The organism is Bacillus sp. ISL-55 (assembly GCF_018613155.1).
In the GTDB taxonomy this organism is placed as follows: domain Bacteria; phylum Bacillota; class Bacilli; order Bacillales; family Cytobacillaceae; genus Mesobacillus.
In genome coordinates, this window is sequence record NZ_JAGGQU010000008.1 from 1 (window position 1) to 12,420 (window position 12,420).

10 protein-coding genes are annotated in these 12,420 nt (G+C 42.6%); 2 read left to right on the forward strand and 8 right to left on the reverse strand.

Annotated elements, in window-relative coordinates:
• Window positions 1-346: 346 nt before the first annotated feature.
• The 8 genes from J7E32_RS04075 to dnaA all read right to left on the reverse strand — a co-directional run bounded on the left by J7E32_RS04075 (window position 347) and on the right by dnaA (window position 10,838).
• Complete coding sequence (locus J7E32_RS04075; protein WP_286182681.1) at window positions 347-1,354, reverse strand: HD-GYP domain-containing protein; 1,008 nt, start codon at window positions 1,352-1,354, stop codon at window positions 347-349.
• Window positions 1,355-1,525: 171 nt separating this feature from the next.
• A complete protein-coding gene (gene gyrA, locus J7E32_RS04080; RefSeq protein ID WP_214903994.1) occupies window positions 1,526-4,081 on the reverse strand; it encodes a DNA gyrase subunit A in 2,556 nt (851 codons plus the stop codon).
• A 128-nt stretch (window positions 4,082-4,209) separates the two neighbouring features.
• Window positions 4,210-6,132: a DNA topoisomerase (ATP-hydrolyzing) subunit B gene (gene gyrB / locus J7E32_RS04085; RefSeq protein ID WP_214904505.1), complete on the reverse strand. Its 1,923-nt coding sequence runs from the start codon at window positions 6,130-6,132 to the stop codon at window positions 4,210-4,212.
• Window positions 6,133-6,238: 106 nt separating this feature from the next.
• Entirely contained in the window at window positions 6,239-6,487 is a 249-nt protein-coding gene (gene remB / locus J7E32_RS04090) for an extracellular matrix regulator RemB (protein WP_214903997.1), read from the reverse strand.
• Window positions 6,488-6,497: 10 nt separating this feature from the next.
• Window positions 6,498-7,616 (reverse strand): DNA replication/repair protein RecF, encoded by a 1,119-nt coding sequence (recF, locus tag J7E32_RS04095; protein ID WP_214904000.1) that lies wholly within the window; start codon window positions 7,614-7,616, stop codon window positions 6,498-6,500.
• Between the two features lie 19 nt (window positions 7,617-7,635).
• Window positions 7,636-7,851, reverse strand: a complete 216-nt coding sequence (gene yaaA, locus J7E32_RS04100) for a S4 domain-containing protein YaaA (protein ID WP_023613365.1) — start codon at window positions 7,849-7,851, stop codon at window positions 7,636-7,638.
• A 322-nt stretch (window positions 7,852-8,173) separates the two neighbouring features.
• Window positions 8,174-9,310 carry a DNA polymerase III subunit beta gene (dnaN, locus tag J7E32_RS04105; RefSeq protein ID WP_214904003.1) on the reverse strand — a complete coding sequence of 379 codons (1,137 nt, stop codon included), beginning with the start codon at window positions 9,308-9,310 and terminating at the stop codon, window positions 8,174-8,176.
• A 181-nt stretch (window positions 9,311-9,491) separates the two neighbouring features.
• Window positions 9,492-10,838, reverse strand: a complete 1,347-nt coding sequence (gene dnaA / locus J7E32_RS04110) for a chromosomal replication initiator protein DnaA (protein WP_214904006.1) — start codon at window positions 10,836-10,838, stop codon at window positions 9,492-9,494.
• An 882-nt stretch (window positions 10,839-11,720) separates the two neighbouring features.
• On the opposite strand from dnaA, the gene rpmH reads away from it, so the two are divergent.
• Together rpmH and rnpA are read left to right on the forward strand one after the other, a co-directional pair.
• Window positions 11,721-11,855 (forward strand): 50S ribosomal protein L34, encoded by a 135-nt coding sequence (gene rpmH, locus J7E32_RS04115; RefSeq protein ID WP_013059930.1) that lies wholly within the window; start codon window positions 11,721-11,723, stop codon window positions 11,853-11,855.
• A gap of 186 nt (window positions 11,856-12,041) precedes the next feature.
• Window positions 12,042-12,404 (forward strand): ribonuclease P protein component, encoded by a 363-nt coding sequence (gene rnpA / locus J7E32_RS04120; RefSeq protein ID WP_214904009.1) that lies wholly within the window; start codon window positions 12,042-12,044, stop codon window positions 12,402-12,404.
• Window positions 12,405-12,420: the final 16 nt, after the last annotated feature.

Below are 12,420 nucleotides of genomic sequence, written 5' to 3' on the forward strand. Positions count from 1 at the left end.
ATATAATAGAAGTCACTATAAAAAATTGTTTGTTGACGCTTGTTTGTTTAGTTTTCAAAGAGCAATTTCTTGCATCGTCGCCCAGAAGCGACTTTAATAATATAACATTTACTAACTGTCTAAGTCAATAACTATTTTCAAAAACTCTTTATTAGAATTTCTCGTTTCGTTACTGACTTTGAAGATTATATCAGGCAAATTATCTTTATGCAATACATTTTAACCACTTTCTCAAATCTTTATAGTTTTTACTCATATCCCTTATTCTTAACTCCAAGAGACAGAGGTCTATTCTCCTAAACATTGCTTAATAGATAGAAAAACAAAAGCCGGCATTGTAGCCGGCTTATTGGATGATTTCCTCGATATGCAAGTACCTGTTCTTCTCCAATGCTAGAATCTGGTCTGTTTCTAGCAATTTAACCAACGGTCTTGCCGGATTCTTTTCTTCTACAAAAATGATTTCAGCTGCCTGTCCATCCGAAAGGCGGATTTTAGTACCAACTGAATAATTCATGATTGCAGAACTCAATGCTTTCAGAGCAGTAATGTCGAATTCTCCAAATTGCTCCTCATTGATCATCTCGATCACTTTAAATGGAGAATGTTTCGGCTTATATATTCTTTCCGATGTCATTGCATGGAAAGAATCAGCTACAGCAAGGATTTTTGCAAAAGGATGAATCCTGTTTGCCTTTTCACCAAATGGATAGCCGCTGCCATCCATTCTTTCATGATGATGAAGAATCGCAATTTTTGTGGCTTCCTTCAGCAATGGACTATTTTTCACCATCTGGTAGCTGTAAGTAGGGTGCTTTTTGATTTCCTCAAATTCATCTACTGTCAGAGTCGTGTTTTTATTTAGTAGTGTTGGACTGACCTTTGCCATGCCGCAGTCCGATAAACATCCAGCCAGTGCAATCTGGGTTATATCCCCTTTGCTGTAATTCAGCTTTTTGGCAATGAAGGCGCTGATAATTCCTACAGCCAAAGGATGATCATATATGTATTCAGCCTTGGTTGAATAATGATGAAGATTGAATATATCCGACGAAGTCAATTCAACCTGCTCAATCAATGTGACAATAATGGATCTCAATTTAGCAACGTCTATCTGCATTCCTGATTGCCAGGAGATAAACTCTTTTTTGAAGTTCTGTCTCTCCTGTAAAAACAAGTCGATAAAAGTTTCTCCACCCTCATTTGTCTTCAAGCCCGACTTCTTATCACTGCCTGTCGAAGGTGCAAGGAAAGGCATCCCATTCACTAACGTTTTCTCAACATCCACTTCTTTAACCAAAAAAACTTTCAGTATATCGATTAGATACTCAGATAATACTGTTTTTTTGTTCATGATAGGTCTATTGGTTTTACTTAGAACATCATCAGTAAGGATACAGCCCTCTTTAAGGTTGTCTACGAGTACGCGCAAGGCTTTCCACCCCAGAATTTTAATTTTCTTACAATTATTTTACTTTATTTTACCAAAAAAGAGGAACACATTTTTGTGTTCCTCTCAAAAAGTTTATTCTTCTCCATCTTCAGCTGGTGTTTCAGTCACTTCTGCTTCTTCACTGCCAACTTCTTCAGGATCAATAATTGTTGCTTCAGCATTTTCATCGAGTTCGAGGTCTTCAGGTTTCTCTTCTTCCTTATCGACTTTAGCCACTGTTGCAACATATTCATTTTCCGCTTTATTAAGGCTGATTAATTTTACCCCTTGCGTATTACGCCCTGTCATTGAGATAGAGCTTACAGGAATCCGGATCAGGACACCGCCTGTTGTGATCAGCATGAGGTCTTCCTCACCAGTCACGACTTTCATCGTCACTAGGTCGCCGTTTTTATCGGTGATGTTACAAGTCTTGATGCCTTTACCGCCGCGTCCTTGCCTTCTGTACTCTTCGGAAGGTGTTCTTTTACCGTATCCGTTCTTAGTTACGACGAGGATCTCAGCACTTTCATCAAGTACTTCCATGCCGACAACTTCATCGTCACCAGATAGGGAAATACCCTTTACTCCGGTGGCAGTACGGCCCATGGAGCGGACATCGGTTTCAGGGAAGCGGATCAATAAGCCGTTCTTCGTGCCGATGATCATTTCTTTGCTGCCGTCTGTCATCCGGACAGAAATCAATTCATCACCTTCACGCAGGTTCAGGGCAATCAAACCATTGTTGCGGATATTCGCAAATGATGAAAGTGGTGAACGTTTCGAAATTCCTTCTTTCGTTGTGAAGAACAGGAACCAGTCATCCACGAATTCTGAAACAGGAATGATGGCGTTGACCCATTCACCTTTCTCGATTTCCAACAGGTTAATGATTGGGATTCCCTTCGCTGTTCGGCTGAACTCAGGGATTTCGTAACCCTTCGAACGATATACCTTACCCTTATTCGTAAAGAACAGGATGGTATCGTGCGTTGAAGTGGTGATCAAATGTTCAACGAAATCATCTTCATTCGTTCCCATACCCTGGATACCGCGTCCTCCGCGGCGCTGTGCTCTATATGTCGATACAGGCAGGCGCTTTACGTAGCCGTTATGTGTAAGGGTGATGACGATATTTTCACGAGGAATCAAGTCTTCATCCTCGATCATTTCCAAACCACCCGAAACGATTTCCGTACGGCGCTCATCGTTGAAGCGCTCTTTGATTTCAGTGAGCTCTTCACGGATAATTTCTAGAACTTTTTCCTTATCAGCAAGGATCGCTTTTAATTCTGAGATCAGCTGCATAAGATTTTGGAATTCTTCTTCGATCTTTTCGCGTTCCAGGCCTGTAAGCCTCTGGAGACGCATATCAAGGATCGCCTGTGCTTGCTTTTCGGATAACTTGAACTGTGTCATCAAGCCTTCTCTGGCGATATCCGTCGTGCGTGAGCTTCTGATCAGGCTGATGACCGCATCAAGGTTATCAAGCGCGATTCGCAGCCCTTCTAGAATGTGGGCACGTGCTTCTGCCTTCCTCAGTTCAAACTCTGTGCGGCGTCGTATGACGACTACCTGATGGTCAAGATAATATACTAGGCATTGCTTCAGGTTCAGAACCTTCGGCTGTCCATCCACTAAAGCGAGGAGGTTGATACCAAAGCTTGTCTGCAATGCAGTTTGTTTATAAAGGTTATTTAAAAGGACATTGGCATTCGCATCCTTGCGAACCTCAATGACAACCCTCATACCCTTACGGTCAGATTCATCCCTGAGGTCTGTAATACCGTCAAGCCTTTTGTCGCGGACTAATTCAGCGATCTTTTCAATCAGCTTGGCTTTATTGACCTGGTAAGGAAGTTCCCTGACGATAATGACTTCTTTGCCATTTGATTTCTGTTCGATTTCCACCTTCGCACGCAGGGTAATTGAACCGCGGCCAGTTTCATAAGCTTTGCGGATGCCACTGCGCCCTAATATCAATCCCGCTGTCGGGAAGTCAGGTCCTGTGATGATTTCCATCAATTCCATAATTGTTAGGTCAGGATCCTTACTGATTGCCAATACGCCATCTATCACCTCGCCAAGCTGGTGAGGTGGAATGTTGGTCGCCATACCGACCGCGATACCGGAAGTACCGTTGACGAGCAGGTTCGGGAACCTTGATGGCATGACAATTGGTTCTCTTTCAGAACCGTCATAGTTATCCTGATAGTCGATTGTATCTTTATTGATATCACGTAAAAGCTCCATCGAAATTTTCGACATACGGGCTTCTGTGTAACGCATCGCAGCTGCTGCGTCGCCATCGACAGAACCAAAGTTTCCATGTCCATCGACCAGCATATAACGGTAGTTGAAATCCTGCGCCATACGAACCATTGTGTCGTATACAGCAGAGTCACCGTGCGGGTGATACTTACCGATAACTTCACCGACGATTCTCGCTGATTTTTTATAGGCCTTGTCTGAATGCATGCCAAGGTCATGCATTGCGTAAAGGATCCTTCTATGTACAGGCTTCAGGCCGTCACGGACATCTGGTAACGCACGTGCCACAATAACACTCATGGCATAATCCAGGAAGGATGAACGCATTTCCTGGCTAATATTAATCTCTTTCACACGTGGATTTGGTGTTTCAGCCATTTAAGAGAGACCTCCTTTAGGAACTCTGTTCAGCACGGCCATATAGGGGCAAAGCGCTCTGCGCGGCCCCTTGGCCATTTCAGAAAAAGCAGGATAGAGGCAGAACCTTCTATCCTGAGCATATATTTTTAGATATCCAGGTTCTTTACATATTGCGCATTCTGCTCGATGAAATTGCGTCGTGGCTCTACCTTGTCACCCATAAGGATCTCAAAGGTTTCATCAGATTCAATCGCATCTTCAAGGCTCACCTGAAGAAGCGTTCTCGTTTCAGGATCCATCGTTGTTTCCCATAACTGCTCAGGGTTCATCTCACCAAGCCCCTTATAGCGCTGGATACCTGGCTTCGGCTGCTGTGGAAGCTCCGCGAGAATCTGTTCAAGCTGCTTGTCGTTATAAGCATACTCAATTTTTTTGCCCTGCTGGATTTTGTATAAAGGCGGCTGGGCAATATAAATGTATCCTGCTTCAAGGATCTTTCTCATATATCGGTAGAAGAACGTCAATAATAAAGTTCGGATATGAGCGCCGTCGACATCGGCATCGGTCATGATGACGATTTTTTGGTAACGAGCTTTTGAAAGGTCGAAGTCTTCGCCGATTCCTGTACCAATCGCCGTAATGATTGCTCTTACCTCATTATTGGATAAAATTTTATCAAGACGTGATTTTTCAACGTTCAGTATTTTACCTCGCAGTGGCAAAATCGCCTGGAAGTGACGGTCACGGCCCTGCTTGGCAGATCCGCCTGCAGAGTCACCCTCAACGACATATATTTCACTGATGGCTGGATCCTTTGAAGAACAGTCAGCCAGTTTGCCTGGCAAGCTTGAAATTTCAAGTGCACTCTTTCTTCTAGTCAGTTCACGTGCCTTCTTCGCTGCAAGTCTTGCTCTAGCAGCCATTAGTCCTTTATCGACGATCTTTCTGGCGACATTCGGATTTTCAAGCATGAATTTCTCAAAGTGATCCGAAAAGAGTGTGTCAGTTACCGTACGGACCTCAGAATTCCCAAGCTTTGTTTTCGTTTGGCCTTCGAACTGCGGATCAGGGTGCTTGATCGACACGATTGCAGTCAAGCCTTCTCGAACGTCATCTCCTGAGAGATTGGAATCACTTTCCTTGAAAATCCCGTGCTTACGGGCATAATCGTTAATCACACGAGTCAAAGCTGTTTTAAAGCCAAACTCATGCGTACCACCTTCATAAGTGTGGATATTGTTCGCAAAAGAGTAGATGTTTCCTGTGTAGCTGTCGTTGTATTGGATAGCTACCTCTACAGTAATGCCCTCTTTTTCACCCTCAATATAGATTGGCTCTTCATGAAGGACTTCTCTCGTACGGTTTAAATGCTCAACATAGGACTTAATTCCGCCCTCGTAATAATACTCATTCTTTTTGCCTTCTCCTCGCTTATCCTCAATCGTGATCTTGATTGCTCTGTTCAAGAAGGCAAGCTCACGCAGACGGTTTGCGAGTGTATCATACTCATATTCCAATGTCTCGGTGAAAATCTCCGGGTCAGGCTTGAAGTGGACAGTCGTGCCCGTATGGTCAGTTTCGCCAATGACCTTCAAGGGATCCCCAACTATGCCTCGCTCGAATTTTTGATAATGGACTTTGCCATCACGGTGGACAAATACTTCAAGATAAGTGGACAGGGCATTAACAACGGATGCACCAACACCGTGGAGACCTCCTGAAACCTTATAGCCTCCTCCGCCGAATTTACCGCCGGCGTGAAGTACCGTCATGATGACTTCAACCGCTGGCCTTCCCATCTTTTCATGGATACCGACTGGGATACCACGGCCATTATCCTTGACAGTGATGCTATTGTCTTCCTCGATAATGACATTAATTTCGTCACAGAAGCCGGCAAGTGCTTCATCTATACTATTATCAACGATTTCCCATACAAGATGGTGCAAGCCTTTTCCGCTCGTTGATCCGATATACATCCCTGGACGTTTGCGTACAGCTTCCAGGCCCTCAAGCACTTGTATCTGGTTTTCATCGTACGCTTGTCCTTGCATGGATTGTTCCTCCATTGCCATATCGATCACCTACTCTTTCATTTTCACTTAACTTATTTTAAAATTGGCAATTCCGCATATATCGTTGTTTTTCGACATTTTTTGCGAATACGCCGATCTATTAAAATTCCTGGACGGATAATTTTTGGGAGCGTTTCTTTAATGTTCCTGATGCAAGTGGGGAATAATATATATGATTTCCTGTTACCACGATTGACTTGACCGTTCCTTTGGCCAAATGGACAATCTGCTGGTCCTGGCGCGTTATGAACTCTTCCATGAACGGAGAAGAGCTGGCGCTTTCGATATCTAATATAGCTATAATTTCTTTTGTCCTGACAAGGACTTCTTCACCAACATGCAAATACATCGAGTCCACCTCATTGGATTCTTGACATTTCGCCGGTTTTCACGTTATAAGTCGCTGCTTCCCTTAATGTCTGATGGTCGATCCCATCCACACTTGTTGTGGTGACGAATGTTTGAACTTTGCCCTGGATGGTATTCAATAAATGGGATTGGCGATAATCATCTAACTCAGACAGGACATCATCAAGCAGCAAGATTGGATATTCCCCAATTTCTGAATTGATCAATTCGATTTCTGCCAATTTTACCGAAAGTGCCGTCGTCCTCTGCTGGCCCTGCGAACCAAATGTCTGAACATCGCGCCCATTCACGAAAAATTGGAGGTCATCCCGGTGCGGCCCGAACATGGTGGTACCGCGATCAATTTCCCTTGTCTTTATTTTAGCAAATTTTTCTTCATACACTGCTATCATTTTCGACAAATCATCATCTTCTGATACGTCTGCAGAAGGTTTATACACGATTTTCAAGTCCTCAAGCCCTCTGGATATTCCCTGATGGATCGGCAATGCCCATTGTTCAAGCAAATGAAGGAATTCAAAACGCTTCACAATGATCCTCGCAGCTGCCTGGATAAATTGCTCCGTCAGTATATCTAGCATCGTATGGTCACTTGTTTTTTTGATTTGCAGCTGTTTCAAATAATGATTGCGCTGCTGGAGAATTTTGTTGTACTGTCCCATATCATGCAAATATATCGCGGAAACCTGTCCGATTTCCATATCGACAAATCGTCTTCTTACTTGAGGGCTCCCTTTTACCAGGTTAAGGTCCTCAGGTGCAAACATGACGACATTCATATTGCCGACATACTGGCTAAGCTTCCGCTGTTCAAGATGATTGACTTTGGCCTTCTTGCCTTTTTTCGATATGACAAGCTGCATTGGCAATGATCCGTTGCTTTTTTTAATCCGTCCTTCTATTTTAGCATATTCCTCATCCCAGCGAATCAAATCTTTATCATTGGAGGTCCGGTGCGATTTTGCCATTGCCAATACATAGATGGACTCCATGACATTGGTTTTCCCCTGGGCATTCTCTCCGAGGATGACATTGACCTTATTTTCAAATGTCGCCTCTAATCCCTGGTAATTGCGGTAATTCCTTAACTGCAGTTCCTCTATATACATGAACAGTTCATCCTCTGGATTATTGCGTTATGCTGAACTCACCAAAACCGGGAATCGATACCTGGTCTCCGGAACGAAGCTTCCTTCCTCTTCGCTGATCTTGTTCACCATTGATAAAAACATCATGTTCACTTAAAAACCACTTTGCCATTCCGCCGGATTGAATTACATCGGCAAGTTTCAGGAATTGGCCAAGCGTGATATATTCCGTATCAATTTTTATTTCCTCATTCACGTCTCTCACCCTTTTCTTCCAAAAGGACTTAATACTTTATTTTACTAAATTTTTTCCATAGAAACAAATTTTCTTATATTTTTTAGCCTGTGGCCTTGGCCTGTTGATTTCCGTTCCAGGCGCTTCGCTTTCCGCGGGTGGCTCGTGAAGCCTCCTCGTCGTTTCACTCCTGCGGGGTCTCCACTGACCCATCCTCCCGCAGGAGTCTTCGCGCCTTCCACTCCAATCAACAGGGTGCTAAGCATCATTACCGGCAAAAATAAAATCTATTTTCCATTTATAAGAAAAAAACCACCAGTAAAAACTGGTGGCAATATAGATCTTAGTACGTTCTTACCGGCAGGATTAGCTGCAGGATGGAGTCGTCGTGAAGCGGACGGATGACGAATGGTCTCATTGCGCCTGTGAAGCTGATTTGGATTTCGGTTCCTTCCAGTGCTTTCAGGGCATCCATCATATACTTCGCGCTAAAAGAAATTTTCAGGTCTTCACCATCGATTGATTGGCTTTGAATTTCTTCGACAACAGTACCGATTTCCGGTGTGTTTGACGAAATTTCGATTGCACCGCCTTCGATTGTGGAGAACTTGACGACATTGTTTCGGCCTTCTCTGGCAAGCAGGGATGCACGATCGATCGCATGAAGGAATTCCTTGGTGTTTACAACTACATCCGTTTTGCTCTCATTTGGGATCAATCTTCCTGTATCAGGATAGTTTCCTTCAAGCAGTCTTGAGAAGAATAATAAATGCTTTGCTTTAAACAATACCTGGTTTTCTGTAATGACGATATCCACTGATTCTGAGCTGTCATCAAGAATCTTGCTCAATTCCGTTAAACTTTTACCAGGGATGACCACATTATAGCTGCCAGTGTTGTCAGCCTCGAGTTTCGCTTTTCTCAATGCCAGCCTGTGGCTATCTGTTGCAATACAGATTAGTTCGTTATTTTCGACCTTCCAGTTTACACCTGTCAAGATGGGGCGTGTTTCTGAGGTGGACACTGAAAAGACAGTCTGGCGGATTAGGCCTTTCAATAAGTCTGTGGGGATTTTGAATATATGTTCTTCCGAAATTTGCGGAAGGTGTGGATATTCTTCAGCATCAAGGCCATTCAGATTGAATTCTGATCTCCCAGAGCGGATGACGGTCTGCAGATTGTTATGGACTTCGATTTCTACTGTGTCTGTAGGAAGCTTTTTAACGATTTCACTAAAGAAACGCGCCTGCAAAACAATGGATCCTGGCTGTTTGATTTCAACGATTTCATCCCCAGCTTCTTCTTTAGGGATGAAAGATTCGATGGATATATCAGAATCGCTGCCTGTAAGAGTTACTCCCTCTTCATTCGCAACTATTTTTATACCTGTCAAAATAGGGATTGTTGTTCTGCTGGTCACTGCCTTCATTACGTCCTGGACGCTTTGAAGCAATGAATCACGCTGGATAATAAATCTCATTTTTTAGCCTCCGATTAGGAATATTTTTTTCTTAAAAGCATATATTAATATGTTTTAAAAAAGAGTAGAAGTACTAGTAGGGCCTGTGGATTTGTGGATAAGTGGCTTTGTTCAAAGGAAACACAGCCTATCCACATGTGGATAGGCTGTGCGTAACCAATGGAGAGTTATTCACACTTTCCTAAACCCTTAATTGTTCATTTATATCTTTCAGCTGCCTTTGCAAGTTCGCATCAACTGAAACCATTTTAGAAATTTTTTCATGGGCATGGATGACCGTCGTATGGTCACGGCCCCCGAATTCTTCACCAATCTTAGGCAGAGAGAAATCTGTCAGCTCTCTTGATAAATACATAGCGATTTGCCTAGGATATGCTACGGATTTCGTCCTTTTCTTCGCTTTAAAGTCCTCTAGCTTCACATTGAAGTGCTGTCCGACAACCCTCTGAATGTCGAGAATGGTAATGACCTTCGGCTTGGAGCTCGGGATTATATCCTTTAGCGCTTCAGCTGCCAGGTCTGCATTGATATCCTTATTGATCAGTGAAGAATAAGCGACGACACGGATCAAAGCTCCTTCAAGCTCGCGGATGTTAGAGTCGATTTGGTTCGCGATATAAAGCATAACCTCATTAGGAATATCAAGGCCCTCTGCTTTTGCTTTTTTACGGAGGATCGCAATCCTCGTCTCGAGGTCCGGCGGAGTAATATCAGTAATCAAACCCCATTCAAAGCGGGATCTCAGCCTGTCTTCAAGTGTTGGAATTTCTTTTGGCGGACGGTCACTGGAGATGACAATCTGCTTGCTTTCCTCATGCAAAGTATTGAAAGTATGGAAAAATTCCTCTTGCGTTTGTTCTTTCCCTGCCAGGAATTGAATATCATCAATGAGCAGGACATCGACATTGCGGTATTTATTGCGGAAATCTCCCGCTTTATTGTCCCTGATCGAGTTGATGAATTCATTCGTGAATTTTTCAGATGACAAATAAACCACTTTGGCATTCGGATTATGATCTTGGACGTAATGCCCGATTGCATGCATCAAGTGGGTTTTGCCAAGTCCAACGCCCCCATAAATGAATAATGGGTTGTAGGCTTTTGCCGGCGCTTCAGCTACTGCAAGCGACGCAGCGTGGGCGAAACGGTTGCCTGAACCAATGACAAAAGTATCGAATGTATACTTTGGGTTCAGCATGCTGACAGGCAGATCAGGAATATCATCATCCCTCTTCACTCTTCTTGGCGGCAAGGGAATGTCGAGATCTTCTTCGTTCTGATTCTGGGGAATAATAAATTTTACAGAAAGCTCTTCACCAGTGATTTCATACAATATACCGCTGATTAACTGGGAATAACGTTCCTCCAGCCAGTCACGGGCAAACTCATTCGGGGCTGTAATCGTAAGGACATCACCCTGCAAGGAATGTGCCTTTGTTGATTTAAGCCATGTATCGAAACTAGGCTTGCTGATCTTTTTCTCGATTTTAGCGAGAGCGTTGTTCCAGAGATCTGCAATGTTCTCCAACAATTATCCCTCCTTTTCTCGTCGTTTTTACGCTTTTTTCTCTATATCTGGCTGCATTTGCACTCGCAATTTCAAACAAGTCTTCTGGCCTTCAGGAAAATAGTCTGCTCGAAAAGCATAAAATCAAAGGTTATACATGCTGTACAACCCCTGAATTAATAAATATACAAAACTATTAATGTGGAAAAATATATAATAAGGAAGAAAGGAAGCTTTTCGACAATATCCACTTTCTGTGGACAAAGTTTTACAACAGGCCTGAATAACCTATCCACAGCTTATCCACAATTTGTGGATAAATATATTTTCGGTATCGAATTATTAAGAGTGAAAACACAAATATAATATCAGATAATCTAGCATGGCGCAACGCTTTTTAATACATTATCCACAATACACTATCACTGTGGAGATTAATTGTCCACAGGCACTTGTGTTGTGTAAAAGCTGTCAGTAAGCCTTGTGGATAATAAAAATCATGTCGATTTTTGTCCACAGGGCGCGTCGAGAGAGAAAATAACCAATAAAAATATATCGATTAACATTTCTATTTAAAGCGAAAAATATTCTTAGAAAATTTTTATTGGATGATTACTTAGCAAATTTTTCTTTATTAAATTTTTAAATGAGACTGCCTTCTGGATTTTCTAAATCTTAATAGATCATAAAGTTCGGAAAGGGTTCCGAAAGTTAGAAAAATGGTAATGGTCCAGGTTAGAGAAAACAGAAATATAAAGAGATAGAAGAAATCAAAGTGGAAATGAATTTTAAATTCTGGTAATGCAGCTGATTTCCGAATAGGCACTTGACAATATACGCTGCCCCTCTTTATAATTACAAAGACTGTCTGTAACAGCTATTCCTCAGGGAGGTGTAACATATATGAAACGCACTTATCAACCAAATAAGCGTAAACACAGCAAAGTTCACGGATTCCGTGCCCGCATGAGCAGTGCAAATGGCCGTAAGGTTCTTGCTCGTCGTCGTCGCAAAGGAAGAAAAGTATTATCAGCTTAGGCCACTGAAATGTCAGTGGTCTTTTTTCTCTTTGGGCAATACTATTTTGGGGGCTCTATATGCTGGCAAAGTGGCTTTTTAGGGGATTTATTTTTGGCAATACTGAAAGAATAAATTCCTTTGCCCGCCTTTTTAAAAGAACCCCAAAGAAAAATTCAGATCCATAGAGAATTGAAGGTGCTATAGATGAAAAAAGACTTCAGAGTAAAAAAAAATAAAGAATTCCAAGAGGCTTTCAAAAAAGGAAGATCGGTTGCGAACCGGCAATTTGTTGTCTATATTTTAAAAAAACCTGATCAGGAGAATTTCCGCATCGGGCTTTCCGTCAGCAAAAAAATTGGCAATGCTGTCATGCGCAACCAGATCAAACGATATATCCGGCAGTCATTCCATGAACTGCAGGACCGGGTCCATAACGGAAACGACTATATTATCATTGCCAGAAAACCAACCGCTGAAATGGATATGCATGAAGTGAAGAAAAGCCTGGAGCATGTCTTGAAGGTCGGTAAGGTTTTGAAGAAGCCAAAACATGGAGATAATGATTGAGGCAAAAATATTTGCC